23 protein-coding genes are annotated in these 22,992 nt (G+C 38.4%); 19 read left to right on the forward strand and 4 right to left on the reverse strand.

The window, feature by feature from the left end:
• The first annotated feature begins 132 nt into the window (after positions 1 to 132).
• The 16 genes from NKMY2_RS02795 (at position 133) to NKMY2_RS02870 (ending at position 14,051) form a co-directional block, all read left to right on the forward strand.
• A complete protein-coding gene (locus tag NKMY2_RS02795) occupies positions 133 to 1,383 on the forward strand; it encodes a coiled-coil domain-containing protein (protein ID WP_042684311.1) in 1,251 nt (416 codons plus the stop codon).
• A 2-nt stretch (positions 1,384 to 1,385) separates the two neighbouring features.
• The gene (locus NKMY2_RS02800; protein WP_042684314.1) at positions 1,386 to 1,859 is read left to right on the forward strand and encodes a hypothetical protein; all 474 of its coding nucleotides are present in this window, start codon (positions 1,386 to 1,388) and stop codon (positions 1,857 to 1,859) included.
• A gap of 21 nt (positions 1,860 to 1,880) precedes the next feature.
• Entirely contained in the window at positions 1,881 to 2,384 is a 504-nt protein-coding gene (locus tag NKMY2_RS02805) for a hypothetical protein (protein WP_042684317.1), read from the forward strand.
• Positions 2,385 to 2,504: 120 nt separating this feature from the next.
• The gene (locus tag NKMY2_RS02810; RefSeq protein WP_042684323.1) at positions 2,505 to 3,206 is read left to right on the forward strand and encodes an ATPase domain-containing protein; all 702 of its coding nucleotides are present in this window, start codon (positions 2,505 to 2,507) and stop codon (positions 3,204 to 3,206) included.
• A gap of 26 nt (positions 3,207 to 3,232) precedes the next feature.
• Positions 3,233 to 4,906 carry a type II/IV secretion system ATPase subunit gene (locus NKMY2_RS02815; protein WP_042684325.1) on the forward strand — a complete coding sequence of 558 codons (1,674 nt, stop codon included), beginning with the start codon at positions 3,233 to 3,235 and terminating at the stop codon, positions 4,904 to 4,906.
• The gene (locus NKMY2_RS02820) at positions 4,903 to 6,387 is read left to right on the forward strand and encodes a flagellar assembly protein FlaJ (protein ID WP_052347469.1); all 1,485 of its coding nucleotides are present in this window, start codon (positions 4,903 to 4,905) and stop codon (positions 6,385 to 6,387) included. Before NKMY2_RS02815 ends, NKMY2_RS02820 begins: the two co-directional genes overlap by 4 nt.
• Positions 6,388 to 6,477: 90 nt before the next feature.
• A complete protein-coding gene (locus tag NKMY2_RS02825; RefSeq protein WP_052347470.1) occupies positions 6,478 to 7,128 on the forward strand; it encodes a chemotaxis protein CheW in 651 nt (216 codons plus the stop codon).
• Between the two features lie 113 nt (positions 7,129 to 7,241).
• Positions 7,242 to 7,496, forward strand: coding sequence for a hypothetical protein (locus NKMY2_RS02830; protein WP_042684327.1), 255 nt, complete (start codon positions 7,242 to 7,244; stop codon positions 7,494 to 7,496).
• Positions 7,497 to 7,693: 197 nt separating this feature from the next.
• Complete coding sequence (cheB, locus tag NKMY2_RS02835) at positions 7,694 to 8,758, forward strand: chemotaxis-specific protein-glutamate methyltransferase CheB (protein WP_042684330.1); 1,065 nt, start codon at positions 7,694 to 7,696, stop codon at positions 8,756 to 8,758.
• Positions 8,745 to 10,292 (forward strand): chemotaxis protein CheA, encoded by a 1,548-nt coding sequence (locus NKMY2_RS02840; RefSeq protein ID WP_157832428.1) that lies wholly within the window; start codon positions 8,745 to 8,747, stop codon positions 10,290 to 10,292. Before cheB ends, NKMY2_RS02840 begins: the two co-directional genes overlap by 14 nt.
• Before the next feature lie 8 nt (positions 10,293 to 10,300).
• Positions 10,301 to 11,053, forward strand: a complete 753-nt coding sequence (locus NKMY2_RS02845; RefSeq protein ID WP_157832429.1) for a chemotaxis protein CheC — start codon at positions 10,301 to 10,303, stop codon at positions 11,051 to 11,053.
• A gap of 2 nt (positions 11,054 to 11,055) precedes the next feature.
• A complete protein-coding gene (locus NKMY2_RS02850; protein ID WP_081781861.1) occupies positions 11,056 to 11,571 on the forward strand; it encodes a chemotaxis protein CheD in 516 nt (171 codons plus the stop codon).
• A 50-nt stretch (positions 11,572 to 11,621) separates the two neighbouring features.
• A complete protein-coding gene (locus NKMY2_RS02855; RefSeq protein ID WP_157832430.1) occupies positions 11,622 to 12,401 on the forward strand; it encodes a CheR family methyltransferase in 780 nt (259 codons plus the stop codon).
• A gap of 153 nt (positions 12,402 to 12,554) precedes the next feature.
• On the forward strand, positions 12,555 to 13,058 hold the full coding sequence (locus NKMY2_RS02860; RefSeq protein WP_052347475.1) for a chemotaxis protein CheW: 504 nt from the start codon (positions 12,555 to 12,557) through the stop codon (positions 13,056 to 13,058).
• Positions 13,055 to 13,435 carry a response regulator gene (locus NKMY2_RS02865; protein ID WP_042684333.1) on the forward strand — a complete coding sequence of 127 codons (381 nt, stop codon included), beginning with the start codon at positions 13,055 to 13,057 and terminating at the stop codon, positions 13,433 to 13,435. The genes NKMY2_RS02860 and NKMY2_RS02865 overlap by 4 nt, the downstream gene beginning before the upstream one ends.
• Before the next feature lie 10 nt (positions 13,436 to 13,445).
• Complete coding sequence (locus NKMY2_RS02870; protein ID WP_042684335.1) at positions 13,446 to 14,051, forward strand: hypothetical protein; 606 nt, start codon at positions 13,446 to 13,448, stop codon at positions 14,049 to 14,051.
• On the opposite strand, the gene NKMY2_RS02875 is transcribed toward NKMY2_RS02870, so the two are convergent.
• Positions 14,048 to 15,424, reverse strand: a complete 1,377-nt coding sequence (locus NKMY2_RS02875; protein WP_076613374.1) for a PEFG-CTERM sorting domain-containing protein — start codon at positions 15,422 to 15,424, stop codon at positions 14,048 to 14,050. The genes NKMY2_RS02870 and NKMY2_RS02875 overlap by 4 nt on opposite strands.
• A complete protein-coding gene (locus NKMY2_RS02880; protein WP_042684337.1) occupies positions 15,421 to 15,804 on the reverse strand; it encodes a CopG family ribbon-helix-helix protein in 384 nt (127 codons plus the stop codon). The genes NKMY2_RS02875 and NKMY2_RS02880 overlap by 4 nt, the downstream gene beginning before the upstream one ends.
• Before the next feature lie 90 nt (positions 15,805 to 15,894).
• Here NKMY2_RS02880 and NKMY2_RS02885 point away from each other — a divergent pair, with 90 nt between their 5' ends.
• Genes NKMY2_RS02885 through NKMY2_RS02895 form a run of 3 tightly spaced genes read left to right on the forward strand, consistent with a single transcriptional unit; the run spans position 15,895 to position 18,493 of the window.
• Complete coding sequence (locus NKMY2_RS02885) at positions 15,895 to 16,851, forward strand: metal ABC transporter substrate-binding protein (protein ID WP_052347476.1); 957 nt, start codon at positions 15,895 to 15,897, stop codon at positions 16,849 to 16,851.
• Positions 16,848 to 17,642 carry a metal ABC transporter ATP-binding protein gene (locus tag NKMY2_RS02890; RefSeq protein ID WP_076613375.1) on the forward strand — a complete coding sequence of 265 codons (795 nt, stop codon included), beginning with the start codon at positions 16,848 to 16,850 and terminating at the stop codon, positions 17,640 to 17,642. The genes NKMY2_RS02885 and NKMY2_RS02890 overlap by 4 nt, the downstream gene beginning before the upstream one ends.
• A 2-nt stretch (positions 17,643 to 17,644) precedes the next feature.
• On the forward strand, positions 17,645 to 18,493 hold the full coding sequence (locus NKMY2_RS02895) for a metal ABC transporter permease (protein WP_177316505.1): 849 nt from the start codon (positions 17,645 to 17,647) through the stop codon (positions 18,491 to 18,493).
• Here the strand turns inward: NKMY2_RS02895 and NKMY2_RS02900 are convergent.
• Positions 18,480 to 20,150 (reverse strand): coiled-coil domain-containing protein, encoded by a 1,671-nt coding sequence (locus NKMY2_RS02900; RefSeq protein ID WP_042684342.1) that lies wholly within the window; start codon positions 20,148 to 20,150, stop codon positions 18,480 to 18,482. The two genes, NKMY2_RS02895 and NKMY2_RS02900, sit on opposite strands and share 14 nt — an antisense overlap.
• A 70-nt stretch (positions 20,151 to 20,220) precedes the next feature.
• Positions 20,221 to 22,968, reverse strand: coding sequence for a virginiamycin B lyase family protein (locus NKMY2_RS02905; RefSeq protein WP_042684345.1), 2,748 nt, complete (start codon positions 22,966 to 22,968; stop codon positions 20,221 to 20,223).
• Positions 22,969 to 22,992: the final 24 nt, after the last annotated feature.

The following is a 22,992-nucleotide window of genomic DNA, read 5'->3' on the forward strand; positions in this document are numbered from 1 at the left end:
AACGCCAAGTACCTTCAGTAACAACTACAGTAGTGGATCTAGGATAAACAATGGAGTGATCACATGTTCGCTCCAAGCAACCTTTTTTCTTTTTTAATAAAAACACTGTCAAGTTTACCGGAGAAATTCCGTATGTTTGTTACAGGCAGTGTAATTGGAATCTATATCCTAGTTTTATACAAAATGTTTCCAGAACTTTTGTTTGATATCAATAATTCAATATTCTATTTTGTAATTCCAGTAAGCGTTATAGCTTCTGTAATGATCGTATTGCCAAAATTAACGATCAAAAATAAATCAAGTATGCAAAACACAGCACCTACTACAAATGATGCTGATTCTTTATTAAATGAGTTAATCACGGAACCATCACAACCATCCACTCAAGATGCCACTGTATCACCAGAGGAAGAAAAAATTGACGTTTCTGCAATTGGAGGCAACAATTCTGAGCTTGATGCATTGCTTGCAGGCACTAACTTGGCCATTGATGATACTGTAACTACTGATCAAGTCAGCGTCACTCCTATAATGACAGGATTTGACGAGAACAAAATCCGTGATCTAATTGACCAAAAATTTGAACCGGTAGAAAAAGATCTAACCACTTTCAAAAAAGACCTAAACAAAATCAAAGAAGACATGAAAATAACAAAGGAAAGCGTTGATACTCTAACCGAATCATTTGAAGGAACGCTAACTGATATGAAGGCATTCCAGGCAGAAATCTCAAATCCGCTTAATTTCATGAGAAAATACTTTGAGGCATTAGATCTCTCAAACCTATCAGATCCATCATTGCCGTTACGACAAGGAGTATTACAAGCAAATCTAAATGCACAAAATAGCCAAATAGCTAGCAACCAAGCACAGAACACAGCAGCGCCTGTCCCACAAGTTCAAAACAATCCAATGCCGGTAATGGTGCAAAACTCCGGTGCAAACACCCAGACAGCTCCACCGTCTCCAAGTCAGCCAACCTCAATAGTTCAGGGCAGTGAAATGGATAACCTTGTACATGGAACGGATCTTGGGCCGATGGATTCCGTAATGAAGCCTCTGTTCAGTGGAAATCTGTCTGTTGCAAACATGATGGCAATAATTGAGCTTGTAGGAGAAATGTTTGAAGAAAAAGGAGATGACTGCATCGATTTACTAGTGGAGCAATGCAAGTTAATGGGGTTAAAGGCAGAAGACGAACACACAATTTACAACATTATAGACATGCTCAAGAATTCCGGCATGTCGACCGAAGAGTCAATATCACAATTATACCGATTTGCAAAAATTGTTGGGCTCAACGACAGGGAGGCAGATGCTTATTATGCAAGATTAACTGCGCATAAAAAAACTGGCACGAGACGTGACCAGAGGGGTGACTAACCATGGCATCTGGTGTAATGACAGAAGCAATTTTGATTATCGCGTCCATTGTAGTTGCAACATCAGTTGCGGGAATAGTAATGTCAAAAGTTGGCTCTTTTGAATCAACATTTACAGCTACTTCAGAAAGTCAAAAAAACATAATGCTTACAAAACTTGCAATTCCTTATGCTATTCAAAATGCTACATCGACAACCATTATAGAAGTCTGGGTAAAAAATGTCGGTATTGATCCTGTAACTAATCCTACATCTATGGATGTTTATTTTGGTCCAATTGATTCTCTAAAGAGATATCAGTATGATACATCTGCTACAGATGATACATGGAAATTCAAAACTTTGCCCACAATAATTCAGAAATCAGATGCAGTTCAAATTAGAATAACTGAAACTAGTCTATCCGCTGGCACTTATATGGTAAGAGTCACTGCTCCAAACGGTGTTTACTCTGATTACATATTTTCAATTTCTTAATTATATGGAGAGAATATCAAATTGGGACTAAGTATTGCCATATCTGGAGGTATAGTGATGTTTACACTGGTCTCCATATTGTTTTTGTTACCTGGTTTGACTGACAAGACTGCTTCCATAACAGAAGCATCATCAAAGATGTCACAAATAGATAACTCAATATTAAAAACAAACATCAGCGTAAGTGGTTTAACTAGAATTGACAATGATAACTATGACTTTAATTTAACAAATTTAGGATTAGAAAAATTATGGGACTATGAAAAATTCACAGTGATCATATCATACAGTGATGGCCCTAATATAGCAACTCGTGTTCTCACATATGGTGGCGCATGTTCAGGATATCCATCTGCAAATCAATGGTGTCGCCAATCCATAAGCTCTGATAACATAGATTCTGGCATACTTAATACAAACGAAATAATGTCAGCAAGGGTCACAGTTAATCCAACCTCGAGTGCTGTTACAGCGACCATTGTTGTATCTACAGACAATGGAGTAATTGCAACTCAGACTATCTAGTTTCTAATTTCGTTCGAAAAGACCAAACACTATCTTATATCAAATTTTTCTTAAAAGCTGTCGTGAACTTCGTATTTGAATTATCGTATATTGTGGATTATGATCGCCTGAGGTGCTTAATTGACTGACATTATCCCGTGCGGAAACGAAGAAGTAGACAGGCAGTTTGGAGGGGGCATACCATTTCCAACTCTGATGTTAATTGAAGGCGATCATGGAACTGGAAAAAGTGCACTATGCGCCCAATTCATGAAAGGACTTCTAGCATCGGACAAAAGAGTTCTCTGTGTTACAGAAAACACCGTCAAAGAATACATCGAAAACATGAAATCAATTACATTCAATTTTTCAACAGCATTCTTACGCAATAGGCTAACAATCATGCCGTTGCATATGTATGGAGTGCAATGGAATAAAGAACAATCCTCGTTTCTCTTACCTGTAATTGGACGATACATTGGTAACAGCTTCAAGGAACACAACTGCGTTGTAATCGATTCTTTGTCACTATTGACAGTTTTCTCAGATGCCAGTCGAATCTTGGAATTTTTCACGCAATGCAAATATCTTGTAGCACGGGGAATGAGCATCATACTGACAATTCATCCCGAAGACATACCCCCGGACTTGAGAATGAGGGTGAAAGGAGGAGTTGACGTGTACCTAAAGCTTGGCTCCACTAACATTGGTGGAAGGGATGTCAAAACTCTAAAAATTGTAAAACTAATCGGTTCAAAAGAAAACACAGACTCTGGTTTTGCGTTTGACATAGACATGACATTTGGAATAAAGATCGTGCCAATATCCATGGCAAACGCCTAGGGTGAGTTTAATGGAGGATTCAGAATTTGCCATTTGACTTCTCGCAGATAAGAGATCAAAAGTTTATTGACGAGCTAAAGAAATCCCCTCACCTACTAAATCACATTGAAAACTATACTGCGAGGGGCAATCCCCTGCCACTTTTTACCGAGCAGTTGCAGGCTGAGCACAAGAAACTCAAAGAACCAAACCTGCTGTATCCGATAGCAGAGCAGGTCTACATCCACATCAACCCGCACACTTCGTCTGATGATGGCTACATGGAATATGTGATAGTCGAGCCTGATGCCCCAGACAGAAAAATCATGGAATGCGCAGACAAGATGTTTGCAGTCCAATCGGCAGATCTAATTCCTCCAGTTGAAATCACAGAGCGATTTAACATGGTTGAGACTTATCTCAAAGAACATGTGGATCTTACCGATGCTGCGGTAAATTATGATACCATAGGCGACATATACAAGCTAAAGACTCTCCCTGTACAGAAAAAAGACTGGGTTGGACTAAGGCATCATTTTTTGCAAAGAAGAGCAGGAGTCGGCATACTAGATCCGTTTCTTGCTGATCCGAATCTAGAAGACATATCAATTATTGGAGCTGGAAACGTTTACGTAATTCACAAATCATTTGGCGCACTCAAATCTCCGCTATTTCTTGGTGTGGAAGAAATCGACGAACTAATCATTAGCATGTCAGAGCAATTTGGAAAAACAGTATCTCACGCAAAGCCAGTAGTTGACGCAGTACTTCCTGACGGATCTAGAATTAACATTGTGTTTGGCAAAGATATCAGCAGAAGGGGAACCAACGCAACAATAAGAAAATTTGCAAGCACTCCACTTTCCATTACACAAGTTTTGTCATCAAAGGCACTTGACTTTAGGGAGGCAGCATACATGTGGATGATGCTAGCAGAAGGAATGAGTGTCTTCATCAACGGAGAAACAGCATCTGGAAAAACTACAACGTTGATGGCACTTACTGCGTTTATTCCATCAAACTGGAAAATAGTGACAATTGAGGATACACCAGAACTTACACTACCTCACTCTAACTGGATTACCGAAGCAACTAGGGATACCGGACATGAAAATTCAAGTGTAACCATGTTTGACTTGTTAAAAGCGGCGTTAAGACAGAGACCGAACTATATCTTTGTAGGAGAAATTAGAGGTGCAGAAGCAAACATTGCGTTTCAAGCAATGCAGACTGGTCACCCAGTGGTTAGTACATTCCACGCAGCAAACATGACTGCACTGATTCAGAGAATTACAAACCCTCCGATGCTCATACCAAAAACAAACGTAGAAAACTTAAACATCGGACTGTTCCAAGGCGCAGTTCAGGGACCTGGAGGAAAAAGAGTAAGAAGAGTTCTTTCAATTAATGAAATCCTAGGTTATAACCCAGAAGGCGGAAACATAATGTTCATTCCTGTCTTTAACTGGGATCCGGGAACAGACGAAGTAAAGTTCAGGGGCAAGGGAAGCAGCGCACTGTTTGTTCAAAAAGTACTTGAAAAACGAGGAATGCACAAAAAAGACGAAGGCCTGCTGTATGAAGAACTAGAGCTGCGAGCAAAAATCTTGCAGAGAATGATGGAAAAAAGAATTTTCAACTTTTATGATGTCTTTGATTCCATATCTCACTGTAGAGAGATAGGTCTTGATGCATTTTACAAGGAACTTGAATCACTATGATACAGATACCGCTCATCAAGAATCTTACACTTGCAAACCTGCAAAAAACTGATGAAAAGTTTGTCTACTTTATGGCGTTCTTGTTTAGTATATCCACTGGTGAAATAGGTGGCATAGATCTAATCAGGACCACACGTGACACAAACTATGGAAAGTACACCAAAGCATTCAAAGAAGTATATCAGCTGGGGATCGGATGGAGCTTTGGGGTGTCCGCATCACTTGAGATGATTTCAGCAAAGGTTTCAAATGATAAACACGATGCGTTAAAACAGCTCCTGATCAAGCTGGCACAAGTCATTCGATTAGGAGATACACTAAAGACATTTCTTGCAGACGAGCTAAAAGCAACTCTTATGACTTTCAGCATAGTATATGAAAGAAAGCTTGAAAACCAAAAATTATTTCTGGAAATGTTTTACACCTTGATGTCGACTGCAGCCTTTATGATTTCTGCAAACTCAATTATGAGCATGCTGATGGGGCAATCAAATTCAGAAGAAATTCTGTTGTTCTCATTTATTGGAGTAACGATAAGCATGAGCGCATTCGTCTTTATGATGTATGTCATGTTCCCGCGAGATATCCTAGGATACCAATCGGGAGACGAGGACCTAAAATTTAGAATCAAAGTCTACATAGCGTTAGGGGCTGGTATTGGAATCGGCCTAGTTCTTTTGGTCACTCAAATTGTGCCGAGCAGTTTGATTGTGGGAATTGCTGCCGCGCCATTGCTATATCCAGGAATGATTGCAAGAAAAATTGAAAAAAGAATCAAGGAGCTTAACGATTGGTATCCTGAATTTATTCATCACTTTGGAGAAATTTATGCCACAATCGGCTCAATTGGTAGCACGCTCGAAGCAGTATTGAGAAGCGACTTTGGACCTCTTCAAAGTCATGTGGAGCGATTTAAAAACCGAATCAAGCATAGGGTAGATCAGAAAATTAGTTTCGAGCTGTTTTCTCGTGACACTGGAAGCCAAATAATTGCAAACGGAAACGAGGTCATCTCACACGCAATGGACAAAGGAGGAAACATGGGTCTTGCAGGAAACCACGTCTCAGACATTACAGTAAAAATTAATGAGCTTAGGGCAAAGAGAGCTCAAACATCTAAGACATTTGAAACTATCATAGTAGTACTTCACGCATTAACTATGGCAGTGTTTGGTTTGATGAATAAATTGACTGGAATATTTTACGAAATGATAAAAACAGTAGATGTTTCAAATGATGCCTTGACATTAACTCCAATAGACCCAGAATTCATGGCAATGATGATGCCTGCAATGATTCTAATGATATCCGTTATCAGCGCAATGGCACTCAAGGTTGCACAAGGTGGGCTGTACAAGACCGTATTCTATCACATAGGGATGCTAATAGTAATAGGCTCAGTTGTCATGTTTGTGATGGACGCCTTACTCTCAGACTATCTGGCCACCCATGTACTTGACTTTGTAAAGCCCGAACTCTAATCGAAAACTGTATGATTGGATCAAACATACATCACTCTATATTTTTAATTCAAAAATAACATACGTGAGTAAACTCGGTAGTGACATAACATGATGGCGCAAACTGTTTCAGATTCTTTGCAGGTTGTATCGTTTAACATAATCCACTCTTCTGGTAAGAAAGAAGATTATGCCGTTCCAATTGAGCAAGTGCGAGAAATCCGAGCAGTTGAAAAAATTACCAAAGTTCCTCATTCTGAACCTCACGTCAAAGGAATAATGAATCTCCGAGGATTAATAATTCCAGTAATTGATGTAAAGGAAAAGCTTGGGCTTGATTCTGTAAATACCAATTCTTCAAAGCAACGAATTTTGGTTGCAGAGGTAAACAATTCACTTACCGGCCTTCTCGTAGACGAAGTAGATCAGGTGATGCGAATTCAGACAAAGGATATAGAGCCTGCACCTCAGGGTGCCTTGGAATCACATAATTATGTAAAGGGAGTTGCAAAGATCAATGAAAAGCTGATGATTCTTTTGGATGTGAGCCTCTTACTTCCCTCAAACAAAACAGAAAACACACATAATTCAAGCACTTTCCACAGGGAGTCAAAACCATTGGAAAAACCTCAATCAGTCGAGAATTCCATTCCTAAAAACACTGAAAACCTAGGCGACATTCCACCAGAATTGGCAGCAGTGTTTAAGGAAGACGCGGACGGAATTCCCCCAACCCAAATAATTAGAGAAGAAACAACTTAGTCGTCTGACTGGTTCCAAAAACGAGTAACGTTAGGCAGTTTAGTGCCATTTTGGAGTCGATCTTTTCCAAAAAATTCCTTTCTGCTTAATATTATTCGAGGTATGGCTTGTACATGTCGTTTAAGATGCCAAAACTTGAGGATATCTATGACAAAATCGAATCTGAAGAAAGTAAACCGATGAGTCAGGCAGATGGCTACCAATGGGGACTTGATTATCTAAGTGATACAATTAGACAGCTTGAGAAGCTAGAACAAAGGGCTTTGGCAAAAAATGATCCAACATTCTACAATAATGTCAAGATATCAATACAGAGGGCACAACACGCACAGAAAGAACTCCAAGATAAACTAACCAGAACAAAATAAACTAGGTTCTGCCTTAGCCGATAAATTAAGTCTCATTAGTTTTGTATGATCACATCAAACACACTTTATGATATATCATGAATTGATTTAACGGAATTTAATGCAACTTTGTGTATTTTATTCTAATCTTATTACAATATTGGAGTATTCTTGATGATCTCATACCATATCTCTCACCAAAAAGGAAACAATGCCTAATGCTAGCCAAATCTATCTCATCTCAAATCAATGTCCTGATAATCAACGATTCAAATTACATGAGCACGTTGCTGAAAGATCTTATCTCAAGTCAAACTGTGCGAGTATGTGATATCGCAAGAGACGGTATAGACGCATTAAGAAAAATCACAGTGCAGAAACCAGATGTAATACTACTTGATCTGGAAATGCCGCGCATGGATGGATTGACATTCATTGAAGAAATGGTCAAACGAGGAACACTGATACCGACAATTTTAGTTAGCAGTTTTAGCCAAGACGGAGCAAAGATAGTATTAGACGCATTAGAAAATGGGGCAATTGATTTTGTACCAATTTCTCAGTTAAACCCAGAAAACATGACTATTCTAAAAGAGACATTAATTACTAAAATAAACGCCGCGGCACAATCCGATCCACAAAAGGCAGTCTTGGAAAAAATAAAAAATCTAAAACCAAAAAGAAAGGCAATAGTTTCTCCTCAAGCTGCATCAGTTGTTGTTACAATAGCCTCATCAACTGGCGGACCGGGAGTAGTGCAATCAATACTGTCTACATTTCCAGCAGACATCCATGCAGGAATCCTAGTTGTACAACACATGCCAAAAGGTTTCACAAAAAAATTTGCCGAAAGACTTGATGAAAATTGTGAAATAAATGTCAAAGAAGCTCAAGATGGAGACCTGATAACAGAGGGAACTGCTCTTGTTGCTCCAGGTGATCTGCACATGGAAGTAGATTCTCAACTAAAAATAAAACTCGTTGATGGACCAAAGAGATTTGGTGTTAGACCTGCTGCAAATGTAACAATGATATCATCTGCTGAATACTTTGGAATGAATACCATTGGCGTAACGTTGACTGGAATGGGACATGACGGAGCATTTGGTATGAAGACCATAAAAAGAAGGGGTGGAAAAACTATTGCTCAGGATGAACAGTCTTCTGTAGTATTTGGCATGGCAAGAGCCGCATGTGAATTAAATGCAGTAGATAAATTATTGCCACCAGACAAAATCTCAGAAGCAGTTTTAGAAGAGGTAAAAAAACTTGTCACAGAATAATTACAGGGAGATGTATGTTTCGGAAGCGCTGGAACACGTTGAAACAATCAGTGATGCCTTACTAAAACTAGAAGAAGAACCCAACAAGAAAGAACACCTGGATTTGATATTTCGTTCCGCTCACACAATTAAGGGAATGTCGGCAACAATGGGATATGACGATACAAGAGAATTATGTAAAAACATCGAAAACATCTTTGACAACATCAGGAAAGGGCAAGAAAAACTCACTCCAAACTTGGCAAGTGCATTATTCAAATGTATAGATCTTTTGCGTGAAATGATTGCAGACGAGAAAAAGAAGGTGGACCTAAAGCCATACCTTCAGATGCTTGAACATCCGGATGACGCTCAAATTGATGTGGCTGAACCGACAAACAGTGCCAAATCTCCAACAATACGAGTAAAAATGTTAGATCTTGACTCGTTGGTTAATCTTGTAGGCGAACTCGTTATATCCAAAATGAGACTAGAGCAGACCCTGAGTCACAACGGCTCAGATGACGCTCGTCAAGTCATGACGGAGCTTGACAGACTGGTCACAGATTTACAATATCAATCAATGAAGCTCAGACTTGTACCGATAGATCAGATCTTTAGTCGCTTTACAAGACTTGTACGGGATATATCGACTGGACTTGGCAAACAAGTTAATCTGATCATGGATGGTTCTGGGATAGAACTTGATCGAACCGTTCTGGATGCAATAACTGATCCTCTCTTACACATTTTACGAAACTGCGTAGATCATGGGATTGAAACACCACAAGAAAGAGAATCAAATGAAAAGTCTCCAATCGGCACGATCAAGCTTACTGCATATGGTGTAGGAGATCAGGTTGCAATCAAAATTGAAGATGATGGTAGAGGAATCAATACTGATAGACTCAAAGCAAAAGCAGTAGAAAAGAAACTCATCACACAGGATGAAGCAGACAAGATGTCAATTGATGAAGCAATCAATCTCTTGGGAACTCCGGGGCTCTCAACAGCTAAAGAAATCACAGATGTTTCTGGAAGGGGAGTGGGAATGGATGTGGTAATAACCCAAGTCGAAGCCGTAGGCGGTAATGTAAAAATCACAACTGATCATGGAAAGGGAACCACAATCATTCTAACAATTCCTCTTAGCGTATCAATCATTGGCGGGCTACTGATTAATGTATCCGGAGACAAGTACGTTTTGCCGCTATCAAGTATTTCGACCACCGTAGTAGTTGAGGCAAATCAAATCAAAAGTATACATGGACAAGAGGCAATTGTGTTACGCGAACAAGTTGTTCCGTTAGTTAGAGTATCAAAACTACTTGGCATGCAAGAAATTGAATCAAATGATACTAACAAGATAACAATAGTGATTGTCAACAAGGGAGGGAAGCCATATGGACTTGTTGTAGATTCATACGATAGAAAACAGGAAATTGTAATTAAACGATTAAACAACGAAACACATTCATCGGATCTATTCACTAACGCGACAATTCTTGGTGATGGAAGCGTTGCATTAATTCTTGATCCGGCCTTGTTGGTATAGTGATTCACATGACTGTACTAGTGGGTATTAATTCAGAAGAGGCTCAAAACCTTATCAGAGTATTTGATCAATACATCACATCAAAAACATCCGTGGCACTATCCACACTTTTGAATGAATCAATAACTCACAATGTAAAAATTTTGGAATGTGGAATATCTGATATCAAAGACATCAAGCTGGATCCTGATGAAATTAAAATGTGTGCGGTACGATTGAACGGAAAGGGTGATACCCACATAGAAATTCTTTATACTATACAACAAAAACATGCAAAGAAAATAGCGGCAAAACTACTTTGTCAGAATGAAGTTTGTGAAATTGATGAAATGGGAGCATCTGCAATCCAAGAAGTTGCCAATATTATGACTGGCTCTTTCTTCAACGCATTGTCCAATGGTACTGGCTTTCGAGTCGATCTATCAACTCCGAACTACACAAACGATGAATTACATTCACTAATAGACACATCAGTTAAGGATATCGCAAAACCCGTTGAGCATGTAGTAATAACCGACGTGGAGTTGATCGGAAAATCAAGTGAAACAAAACTGCATATGATAATAATACAAAATACAATGGATGCACGTAAATTGCTTGCTAACCACTCTGATCAAATTAAAGAACAACAATGTACCTTTGGCCAACAGAATTCTGAGCTTGACGCCCTGTTGGATGGCACTGATCTGCAGTCATATCCTGTTGGCGGACAAAATTCTGAGCTTGACGCTCTAATTGATGATGCATTAAAGGAGAAATAGTAATGAGTTTTACCAAACAAACTCATACAAATCATAATACTATCGAAATTCCAATGGGCGGATTGGGGCTTACAACTCCCGAAAAAACATCATTGCAAACGTTTGTCGGTTCATGCATTGCAATATGTCTCTATGATCCAAGTGTAAAAATTGCTGCGATGGCTCATATCATGCTTCCGAAAAACAATACAAATGATCCAAATCCAAAACCTGAAGCAAAGTTTGCCGATGTTGCAATTAAAATCATGTTAGATAAGATGCAAGCTAATGGTGCAAAACTAAACCGATTGAAAGCAAAGATGGCAGGAGGTGCTAATATTTTTCAAAATGAAGGAAAACCAAATGTCTTTAACATAGGATCTAGAAACGCAGATGCAATTAAGTCTCTTCTAGACGAGAAAAAAATTCCAATAGTTGCACAGGATATAGGAGCGACTTCAGGAAGGTGGATTACTTTTGATATGAATTCTTTAGAGATGAAGATCAAAGACAGGGCAAAGGGTGTGACAATAATCTGAGTTTTAACGAAACAGTCTCAGATCAGCAGTTGTTGCTTATTGAAAAAATAATGCAAATAAAAACTGGAAAGGATCTACATCAATTTAAAAGACCATTTTTGAATAGGCGTATTAATGCAAGGATGAGAGCAGTTGGAGTAAGAGATGGTTCCGAATACGCAAAATTACTAGAATCTGATTCAGTCGAACCATCTATTTTATTCAAAAGCTTCTCAATTAATGTAACCGAATTTTATCGAGATTCCTTTGTTTGGGACTGCATGTCATTAAAAATAATACCGCAAATCCTCAAAAATAATACAACTTTGCAAGTCTGGAGTGCGGGGTGTGCGTCCGGAGAAGAACCATACAGTCTTGCAATTCTTCTAAGTGAGGTAATAGGCACAAAAAATGTCAAATTCAACATTATTGCGACCGATATTAGCATAGATGCAATAAATCGAGCAAAAAAAGGTCAATATGTTTCTCAAAGTCTTAAGAATCTAACTCCTAGTATTATTGCAAAATACTTTACACCTATAAACAATGATACATATCGAATAAACGAATCAGTAAAACAATTTGTAACATTTCAGCAAGGAGACATCATGTCATTTCCAGTTGAACATGTCAATTTGATCACTTGTAGAAATGTTTTGATATATTATGATAAACCAGCACAAGAACTAGTCTTCAAAAAATTTCACAAAACACTAAACGATGATGGTTATCTTGTCATAGGACAGGATGAGACAATGATGGGAGCGGCATCAGGCAAGTCTTTCTCATGCATTCTACCAAGAGAAAGAATATACAGCAAACTGGCAGTCGGAGGAAACATGATTGTTTAATACAGTGAGTCAAATCTGCATTTCAACATATCATCAGATGATCTTGTCTGATCATCACAAACACACTCTAGATTATTATTTAATCAGAAAACTAAACAATATGAGTTCGTACTGCACCAAATCAAGTTTTAAACAAAAAATGGGAGTAATTTCATGACCACGCAGCTTGTATCCATCGACGCATTCCAAGTTGTTACTTTTAGCCTAATGGATAATCAAAAAAAGGAAAACTATGCGATACCAATTGAGCAAATCCGTGAAATCCGTGCAATTGAATCCGTAACAAAAGTACCAAGGGCAAAATCCTATGTAAAGGGAATAATAAACCTCCGAGGACACATTATTCCAGTAATTGATGTAAAGGAAAAACTTGGACTTGATTCAGATACAAGTATCAATTCTTCAAAGCAACGAATTTTGGTTGCAGAGGTAAACAATTCACTTACCGGCCTTCTCGTAGACGAAGTAGATCAAGTGATGCGAATTCAGACAAAGGATATCGAACCTGCACCTCAGAGCGTGCTGGAATCAAGCAATTATGTCAAAGGAATAGTAAAATCAGATGAAAAATTGATTGTTCTATTAGATGTGGCAAAATTACTAGATGACTCTTCCTTTACCATTACGGAAGCAATCCAGGGAGGAAATCAGCAATGAGTTACGGTGTCAAAAAAATTCTCGTAGTTGATGATGCCTCGTTTATGCGAACCGTCCTAAAAGACATTGTCAAGGGAAATGGGCTTGCTAACGAAGTGATCGAGGCAGCAGATGGTGTTGAGGGAGTGAAGGCATATCAGACACAAAAACCCGATCTTGTAACAATGGATGTGAACATGCCAAGAGCTGATGGAATTCAAGCATTGCGTGCTATTATGAAAATTGATCCTTCTGCAAAAGTAGTAATGGTCACATCTGTGGAACAAAAACAAATTGTTCAAGACGCAATGAAAATTGGAGCAAGAGATTACATTGTAAAACCATTTGACCGAAGTAATGTGGGTCTTGTACTAAACAAGGTTATGAGACAAAAATAGGAATGCTACAATGCAGACTTATGCCATAACTGAACCTGAACTGGAACAACTTTCTGAAATTTTTAACAAATGTGTTTCTACAAGAACTGTCGAATCTCTTTCAACAATACTTGGCGAACCGTTCGATTACAAGATCGGCAAAACAAAAATGCTAGACATATCTGAGCTTGATGAACTGACCCCCGCATTCTCTGATTCAGTAGACATGTCTGCAGTTTATGTAAAGCAGACAGGTGATATCGATGTTGGAATATTATATTACATGCCAGAAAAAGATGGAAAAAAGTTTGCGGCAAAACTGCTTGGATTAAAAAAACTAGGAGCATTTTCTAAATTAAGCAAATCGTCGCTCTCAGAGACGGGAAACATTCTCTCAGGCTCATTTTTTAATGCACTGGCAATCGAAAAACATTGTAAAACTACATCTGATATGCCTGGTTTTGCTATTGACACGTTTAGATCATTACTAGAGATTCCGGCAACTGATATTGGAATAGAAACTCAATCATTAATTGCATGTGATGCTGAATTTAACTCACAAAGTGATCTCAGATTGAGAATGCTCATAATATTAGATCCGATCAATGCAAAAAAACTCTTAGACACACATATCTAGATTCTAAAAACAGAGGAGTTCCTTCTAATAATTAAGATGGATGACATCGCAATGGTGAATATTACAAATACGATTGAACCAAATTCTGGCACGACCATCAATCCAAATTCAGTGCTCATGTCTGTTCCTTTTAGTTTTTCAAATCGTATCTGCGTATGACCTGACTGTCCTTCAGAAAATTTGTAATCTGCATAATCTCCGCCGACCCGCGCATTGCCTGATTTCTCGTAGATCTGTTTTTCATTTTGAATTATAATGAAGTCGTAAGATGTGTTACGAAGAGTTTCTCCTGTCTTTGCATTACGGAAGGTGAAGATGAATTTTGTATCCTTACCTGGTTCGATTATGGTTGGATCCCATGATAAGTCCACTTGAATCTCTTCATTTTTTGTCATAGCAACCATCGGAAAGACAACATTATAGCTTGCCTCTAGTGTGAACTTCATGTTTTCTAGCTTATCAACGCCTGCTTTTTGCTGGACTTGTTTGAGGAATTTTAGATTATCTTGTGACAAAATAAAGTGAATTATTCTTTCATTTTCATCCGAATAATCGTCAATTGTTATCGACGACTTGAATAGATCAATCCCATTTACCTTGCCAGTATAGCTTGGAACAAAAAAATTACTAAATTTCTTTGGAAAATGAACCTCCTCATGAACCACGGGTACATGTAAGATATTTTGTTCGCTCCAATCAAAAGGCATCTCAAAACTTACAATATTTGAGTTTGAATCATAGTCAAAATTTGATATCTTGTCATAATATGATTTTATACCAAACATCACGTCTTCACCATCTTCAGTTTTCTCATTAAATTTCTGATTTGTTGGTATGGTGATATCTGTAACTTGTATTCCCAAGTTTTCTACTATGTTAGTTGGTTTGTCAATGGTTCTGATTTCAATCTCAAAATGATACAACCCGCCGGAGCTAAAAACTGGGCCTGTTAGCTCTATTGGTTTGGAATCTGTTTCATACCATGCACCAAGAAGATTATCTTTTTCACCAGTAATTGTGGTGCTCCCGTTTGTTGTCGGACTAACTTTAATGTTAATTATGCCGTCTGCCGCAAAAAAATAGTTCCTAAAAATCATTTTCCCTTCGTGATATAAACCAATTAAAAGTGTCGTATTGTTTGTGTTTTGATTTGTTTGGGAATCAATAGATCTGATTATAATTTTTTTTTCCTTATTTTCTGTAAAATCCATAGGAATTATCTCCGTAGTTATGGTGATTTTTTTACCGTTTACGTCTACTGATTTTATTGTATCAAGACCAAGACCATGACCATATGCATTAGAAATTGGCACGATCATAAGTACTGATAAAATACAAGCTGTCATTATTGACAGTAACTCGTTTCTAATCATAAAGTGACTAGCTTTACAGTATCCATTTTTTTATTTGTCTGAAAATTTTTTGTGATTAAATTAATTTGCTCTGCTTCCCCATCTAACATGAATAATTCAACGCATTTGTTACCGTGGATCTTGCTGTGCAGTTGTGTAGTGATCAGGTCCTCAAAACTGTGTTTCATTCCTGCAATGATGTGATCAAATTCATCATTATGCACTACAAGTAGAATCGCATGCAAATTTCCTGAAAGCTCGTTTTTTTGTCTTTCCTCCGAAACAAAATTTCTTATTCCTGCCCTGATTGCCTCTGATCTGCCAGTAAAGCCCATTGTCTTTTGCAGCTTATCAAGCTCTGTTAACATCTCATCGTTTAACGAAATTGATACAATTGGCATGATCAAATTATTATTAAACTTGTTATAAAGATAGCCATTAAACTTATTAATTTTTTATAGATTTATTAATAATCATACGCATAAAATCATGTGAAAAAGCCAATGATAATCGGTTTGGGCATCGCGATTGTTGTAATCATATCAATTGTAACAGTCATTGGTGAAAACGGCCCTAAACAAGATGTTTCGCCGCAGGAAGAAAAACCAGCAAAACTAAGAGTAATTGCCTCTTTTTATCCACTTTACGAGTTTTCAAAAAACGTGGCGGGTGACAGGGCTGAAGTTTCAACTTTTATTCCGTTTGGAGTCGAACCACATGACTGGGAACCGACCACAAGTGACATACTTGACCTCAAGGGATCCGATATTCTTGTTTACAACGGCGTAGGGATGGAACCCTTTGTTGATAAATTAATTGACTCTGGCGAGTACCGTAATGTAAAATTTGTTGAAACAACAAGGGGAATAAATCTCATAAAAACAGATGACGTACATCAAAAGGAATCCGATGATCATACTGTGTATAATCCACACGTGTGGCTAGATCCGGTTCTTGCAAAACATCAGGTGATGATGATCAAAGATGCTATGATTGACGCTGATCCGGATAATAAAAAATACTATGAAGATAATGCAAATGCCTACAGCGGCAAGCTAGACGAACTAGATTCCAAAATCCAAACGGAATTATCCGATTGCAAAAAAGATACCTTTATGCCGTTTCATGACGCATATTCTTATTTTGCTAATAGATATGGATTGAAAACTTTTCCACTATCTGGAATATCACCGGAGTCCGAAGTAACTGCCGCCGATCTTAAGGAATTTGTTGATTTCATTCAAAAGAATAAAATCAAGAAAATATATTCAGAAGAGATGGTAGATCCAAAACTTGCAACTGCTCTTGCCGAAGAAGCCGATGCACAAGTTTTAATCTTCAGTCCATTGGAGGGATTAACAGACAAAGAAATGATTGACGGTGTTACATATTTGGATAAAATGAATGAGAACGTACAAAATCTAAAGATTGGACTTGAATGCCAATGAATGTATTAGAAGTCTCTGACGTTTCCATAAAATACAATGGCCATTTAGCAGTGGATAAGATTAATTTTGACGTAAAGGAAGGTGATTTACTTGGAATAGTGGGCCCAAACGGAGCAGGCAAGACTACCCTGTTTAAGGCCATAATAGGACTGCAAAACCACAGTGGGAAAATCAAGCTATTTGGATACGATGAGGCAGATTATCAACCGCTTCTTCCGCTGATCGGCTATGTTTCACAAAAAGTTAGCTTTGAGCCAAATTTTCCTGCCACCGTATCAGAAGTGGTGTCAATGGGATTAATCCCAGAAAAAAAATTACGCAAAGGAGCAGTATTGTTAAAGAATTGTGGTTACTCCTGGAACCTATTATATCAAAAAGTGGGGAAGGACAGCGACAAGGTTCTAGAATGCCTAAAAACGGCAGGATTGGAATCATTAAAGGACAGGAGAATAGGTGATCTCTCTGGAGGAGAACTCCAACGTGTCTTTATTGCAAAGGCTTTGGTAAAAGATCCAGTACTTCTGATATTAGACGAACCAGTAACTGGTGTGGACGCAGATGCGCAAAACAAGTTTTACAATGTCTTAAAAAAAATAAACACCGAAAACAAGATTACAATTGTCTGGTCGTCTCATGATTTAGAGGCGATATCAAAGCTTGCAAACAGAGTCGCATGCATGAATAGGAAATTATTCTTCCATGGAGAAAAAGAAGAATTCTTCTCAAATAAGGAACTGCTAAAAACATACGCGGAATCTGCAATGCAAATGCACATGCATGATCATAATTAAAAATGAATCTTGAAATTCTCGGTTACAGTTTCATCCAAAAGGGACTGATAGCAGGAGCTGCAATCTCAATAATTTGCTCTTTAATGGGAATGTTTCTCGTCTTGAGACGCTATTCTCTTTTCGGAGACGCGCTTTCCCATATGGCCTTTGGTGGAATTTCGCTTGGTTTGTTTACTGGAATCTATCCATTATGGACTGCATTTGCCGTATCTGTTTTGGGTGCATTGGGCATAACGAAGCTTAGAAAAAGTGCCAAAATTTCCGGCGATGCCGCAATTGCCGTTCTTTTAGTGTCTGGTCTTGGAATTGGCGTGTTGCTGATTAGCGCCTCAGGCGGATTCAAAGTTGATCTATTTAGCTTTCTTTTTGGCAGCATTTTGCTGATTAGTACTGAGGATATGTTACTCATACTCGGAATAAGTAGTGGAGTTGTTGCAACTCTTGTTGCTTTACGAAAACAATTGTTACATCTAACATTTGATGAGGAGCAAGCCCAAGTAAGTGGCATCAACACAGACAGGCTAAATTATGTTTTTGTAGTCTTGGCAAGTGTTACCGTAATCACATCCATGCGTCTGGTAGGGATACTGCTCATTTCTGCATTAATTGTACTGCCAAACATCACTGCAATTATGTTTGGTAAGGGATTCAAAAAAACAGTAGCACTATCAGTATCAATGTCAGTCAGCTCCGTTGTAAGCGGAATAATTTTATCATACTATCTTGATTTGGCTCCTTCAGGCGTAATTGTTATGATATCCGTATCCATGCTAGTTGGTACGCTGTTACTCAAACATGTTAACGTTCTAGGAAAATCAAAATCTATACAAAAACTTCCTAGCGAAGCCTAAGAGAGTTCTTTTTATCTTCATACTCAGATTCCAATTTTTTGAATCTGTATTTCAAATCGTCATACTCCATCTGAATTCCTCTTTTTCTGGAGTTTATCTCATCATAGCTCTCTTCGAGTTTTTCTATTTTATTCCGCAAGTGATTCAACTCCATCTTGAGAGAATCTCTTTCTGGTTTTAAGTATGTCAAGACTTCTCTTACCTCTGCTAAACTTTCATTTGCTGTCTTTTTTTCCATATATTCTGATTCTGCCTTTTTGATTCTTATCTTCAAATCATCCAGTTCAGCTACAAGCAATTCTTTTTCTAATTTTAAGTGAGTTAGGGCAGCGTTAAATTCGCCAAACTCTTCCTTTGCAGCCCTTTTATCCTCGTATTCTGATTCTGCCTTTTTGATTTTTGCGCGTATCTCTTCAAGGTTTGTCATGAGCGTTTCTTTTTCTGCCTTTAACATAGAAACTGAAAGTCTCACGTCCTCAAGCTCTTCCTTTGCAGCCCTTTTATCCTCATATTCTGATTCTGCCTTTTTGATTTTTGCCCTTAATTCCTCCAAATCAGATTTGAAAGCATCTCTGTCCAGTTTCAGATAATCTAAAATCGTCCTCACGTCCTCAAGCTCTTCCTTTGCAGCCCTTTTATCCTCATATTCTTTTTTTGCCTGAACTATCTTTTGCTCTAACTCTCTTAGTTCTTGCCTTGGCTCTTTGTTTTGGTTTTCTAATTTTTTAACTTCGTCTCTTAGATGATCTCTTTTTTCTTCTAACTTGCTGACCTCGTCTCTCACGTCCTCAAGCTCTTCCTTTGCAGCCCTTTTATCCTCATATTCTGATTCTGCCTTTTTCGTTTTCCATCTTATTTCGAACAGTTTTTTCTCTTCGTCTTTTATTTCCCGTTGTATTTTTGATAGTTTGCCAAGATCTTGATCATCATTTTGTATTGAATCCATATCCATTACTTGACTGGAAGTTGCGATATCAAACTCTGTATTTGGTGTATGATGGTTTACATCCTGAATTATTCCATTTCTGGACTCACTTGTTGAAAAATCTGCACTTGTAAACTCTTTTGCATGTAGCCTAGCTTGATTTAGTTTTGTTCTGAATTCAACAATCTCTGTCTCTTTTTGTTTTATACTGTCTTTGAATTCCTGCAATTCATTTTTTATCGAATCTGCATCAAACTTTAGGTTTGATAATGTATCAGTCGTATATTCTGACACGTCATCTCCAACTTGCTCGTCGTTTATTTGCTCGCCATTATTTTTTGATTCTAGAATTGATGCACCTAGTTCATCCAGAGTCAAACTCTGCTCAGAATTAGTCGAAGGTTTCGGTGTAAAGTCTACTCCATTATAACTACAGGAGCCAAACGGATCACACAACGGATTGCCGACATCTGCCAAATTGGCAACCTTTCTTACTCTTTCAAGTCCTTCTTTCATTGATGATACAAGCTTGGCAGTCTCATTCATGTCTCCTGCCATTGCAGCAATTGACTTGCTACTCTCCTCAAATATTTGGCCGTATTTTGGATTTGGGAGATTTTCATCGGACTGTATCGTTGACTCCTTTGATATCTCTTGCTGATCTATGCCTTTTTCTTTTAGTCGACTTGCAAAGTAGCCTGCACCTTTTTTTGGTTCACTAGGACTGGGCATACAAGTAAACTAGTGAAAAGTGGAATAATACCGCAATGTCGTTCGAAAAGAACAAACTAATTTCCAATGTTTACTCGATTAATGCGTCTAATCTTCTTTTATCACGCACGCTTTTTACAAAAAATAACGATGTTACAATTATTCCAACTGTCATTAGTGGAGCTGCGATCTCAGAGTATCTGAGACTAATTGTCGGCTGTTCCTGTATAGTACTTTGGTTCGGGACCTCGGAGATTACCACAGTTCCTAATTTGTTTCCGCGCTGTTCGACAAACCAGACATTCCCATCCTTATCTGAGGTTACAAACTGCGTAAACGATGTTCTTGTAGGAATGTTTACCTCGGAAAATTCATTTCTGGTAGGATCATACACGCCTAACTTGTCCACTGTGTGCTGCGCAAGCCAAATGTTGCCAAATTTGTCCGATGTCATGCCAAACGGTGCAGCCTGTGGATCAACTACTGGGATCTTTTCGAATGTTTCAAGAAGTGGGTTGAACTTGACTATGTTCAAGCCTACGTGCTCTGATACCCATACATTCTGTTCTGAATCAATGAACAACGCAAAGGGTTCTCCCAAAAGTCCGTCCGGGGCAAACTCTCTGATCTTTCCACTTTGGGGCTCAATTACACCTATTTTTCCTCCCTGTGCTTCAGCAAACCAAATGTTTCCACTTGCATCTCGTGCAAGTGCAGCAGGTCCTGATGAGCTTGTTGGAATCTCGTGTTCCTCAAATTGACCTGTCGAAGGATCGTATTTTAGCAGCATATTCTGGTCTACGAGTGCAATCCAGACGTTTCCCTCAAGATCCGTTTCCAAGGAAATTGGAATTGATTTTGTTGGCAACGAAATTATTTGGAATTTTTCTGTTACTGGATCAAAATATCCTATTTTAGAGTCGGGCGTGTCGGTAAACCACACCAATCCATCAGAGGCTAATTTGAGAAATACGGTAGTCTTGCCCCCCTCAAACGTGTATGATTTGAATTGCTTACTTTCTAAGGAAAATTTCCACAGGCGAGGCTGCGATGAATCACTAATCCAAATTGTGTCTCTGCCATCATATATGGGATAAAGTATTCCTGCATCCTTTACTGGCACGTCATATTCAGTTATCTGTGTTTTTAGCTCAGATACGTGGGGCTTTATCACTACTGAAAAGCCGATGCTCTCATTTGCATGATCCTTTCTTTTTGCCTCTATTTCGATATTCCAGTTTCCTGAAAAGCCAAACGCTAGGTTGCCTTGGTATTCGTTTTGTTTCTCTGAAATCTTACTAATTGGAATATTAATTGGAGCAATATTTCTTTGCGGATTTGAAACCTTTAGCATCAAGTCATCCATATCTGCCAGGGGATTCCCATCAGAATCAAAAACAGATATGACAATTGTATTAGAACCACTTGCAAATGGATCGATATTGATGTCAAACCTTGCATTTTCGGAAAACTCTGATGTTTGAAAACCATAGGTAACCTGTTGAATCTGCTGAGCCTGGCTGGTAGGAAGGGACGAGTTAGTTAACAGTGCAACTAGACCAAGCAGAATTACACCAAGCACTGCCTCTGTCTTTAATGATCTTCCAAGTTTTCTATGTATGCTAATCGTATCTGATTTGATGTCTTTTTCTGCAGATTTTTGTAGTTTGAACTGATTATATCCGCCAAGTGCTGCCATGATGGAGGCCACTCCAATTTTTGCCATTATCAAAAACCCGTAAGAAGACTGACTGAGCAGCACAACATCGTCTTCTAACAGCCACAAAAGCGCAGGTCCTGTAATTATCAAGACTCCAAGTGAGATGACTATCATTGATGAAAATCTCGGAATGGCCAGTAATGCGCCGATCTCTTTCTTGTTGCCGTCTAATCTTGATAAGGCGGGAAGCAAAATGAATCCAAAAAAGATCACACCGCCAATCCAAACTGATGCAATCAAACTATGTGCATAATCAATTATGATTGCAGAAATTTGCTCGCTTGCAGCACCATGGCCAATTATTGTCGTAGTGCTAATCAGCATCAGGGACAACCCTAGTAACAAAATCTGTTTTTTATTTGAAACATTTGATTTGCTTTCTATCAAAAACCAAGCTGCAAGTAAAACTACGGTTATCGCCATTCTGATTATCCATATTGAACCAAATGACGTCTGTAATACCACAGAAGCAGATGCTTGGAGGCGTAATGTTTGTACGACAAGCATCAAAATATTTGATGCAAAAACTAAAAACAAGCCAATTCCGATAATCGAAGAAAACTTGGCCTGATAGAATTTCTGCAATTCGGAGAGATTATCCTTTATGAATCTCTTTTTACGCATTGTGCCCCATATTATGACAGAAGATATTACGGATCCAAGCACTATGACCTGCCCTATAATTCCTGGTAGTCTTGCTCCAGCTTCTGGAAAGTATGTTGACTCTGTTATGTCTCGTGGTTTTGGAGGAGGAACAGATACGTCGCCAACACCAAATACAAACGCCTCATCTACCAAGTGCCCGTCAACTTTGGAGAGAACCTTGCTTGTAACGGTGTAGATTCCATCTTTAAGCGGGGGGGTGGTAACTGCAAGTGTAGATTCGCTACCAACGTATTTTGTGTCCTTGTTGTCTATCTGATTTCCACTACTGTCAAATACTTTGATTGCACTAAACTCGATTTCTATTACTTCTGAGTAATGGATTACGATCTGATTAACTCCAGCTGAAACACTTGATGATTGAGCAGGATCCGAGTTGGTAATGACTGGATGTGCATATGCAAAAGGCATACTGGAAATTATGAGCAAAAACGGAATGATCAGAAGTTTTTTCAATTTACTTTTGATAGTGCTTTTGCT

The organism is Candidatus Nitrosotenuis chungbukensis (genome assembly GCF_000685395.1).
Taxonomy (GTDB): Archaea; Thermoproteota; Nitrososphaeria; order Nitrososphaerales; family Nitrosopumilaceae; genus Nitrosotenuis; species Nitrosotenuis chungbukensis.

Excerpts from the sequence above, each read along its gene's own strand:
- NKMY2_RS02795 (WP_042684311.1), top strand. The coding sequence starts at position 133 with ATGTTTGTTACAGGCAGTGTAATTGGAATCTATATCCTAGTTTTATAC.
- NKMY2_RS02800 (WP_042684314.1), top strand. The coding sequence starts at position 1,386 with ATGGCATCTGGTGTAATGACAGAAGCAATTTTGATTATCGCGTCCATT.
- NKMY2_RS02820 (WP_052347469.1), top strand. The coding sequence starts at position 4,903 with ATGATACAGATACCGCTCATCAAGAATCTTACACTTGCAAACCTGCAA.
- NKMY2_RS02825 (WP_052347470.1), top strand. The coding sequence starts at position 6,478 with ATGATGGCGCAAACTGTTTCAGATTCTTTGCAGGTTGTATCGTTTAAC.
- NKMY2_RS02830 (WP_042684327.1), top strand. The coding sequence starts at position 7,242 with ATGTCGTTTAAGATGCCAAAACTTGAGGATATCTATGACAAAATCGAA.
- cheB (WP_042684330.1), top strand. The coding sequence starts at position 7,694 with ATGCTAGCCAAATCTATCTCATCTCAAATCAATGTCCTGATAATCAAC.
- NKMY2_RS02845 (WP_157832429.1), top strand. The coding sequence starts at position 10,301 with ATGACTGTACTAGTGGGTATTAATTCAGAAGAGGCTCAAAACCTTATC.
- NKMY2_RS02850 (WP_081781861.1), top strand. The coding sequence starts at position 11,056 with ATGAGTTTTACCAAACAAACTCATACAAATCATAATACTATCGAAATT.
- NKMY2_RS02855 (WP_157832430.1), top strand. The coding sequence starts at position 11,622 with ATGCAAATAAAAACTGGAAAGGATCTACATCAATTTAAAAGACCATTT.
- NKMY2_RS02860 (WP_052347475.1), top strand. The coding sequence starts at position 12,555 with ATGACCACGCAGCTTGTATCCATCGACGCATTCCAAGTTGTTACTTTT.
- NKMY2_RS02865 (WP_042684333.1), top strand. The coding sequence starts at position 13,055 with ATGAGTTACGGTGTCAAAAAAATTCTCGTAGTTGATGATGCCTCGTTT.
- NKMY2_RS02870 (WP_042684335.1), top strand. The coding sequence starts at position 13,446 with ATGCAGACTTATGCCATAACTGAACCTGAACTGGAACAACTTTCTGAA.
- NKMY2_RS02875 (WP_076613374.1), bottom strand. The coding sequence starts at position 15,424 with ATGATTAGAAACGAGTTACTGTCAATAATGACAGCTTGTATTTTATCA.
- NKMY2_RS02880 (WP_042684337.1), bottom strand. The coding sequence starts at position 15,804 with ATGCCAATTGTATCAATTTCGTTAAACGATGAGATGTTAACAGAGCTT.
- NKMY2_RS02890 (WP_076613375.1), top strand. The coding sequence starts at position 16,848 with ATGAATGTATTAGAAGTCTCTGACGTTTCCATAAAATACAATGGCCAT.
- NKMY2_RS02895 (WP_177316505.1), top strand. The coding sequence starts at position 17,645 with ATGAATCTTGAAATTCTCGGTTACAGTTTCATCCAAAAGGGACTGATA.
- NKMY2_RS02900 (WP_042684342.1), bottom strand. The coding sequence starts at position 20,150 with ATGCCCAGTCCTAGTGAACCAAAAAAAGGTGCAGGCTACTTTGCAAGT.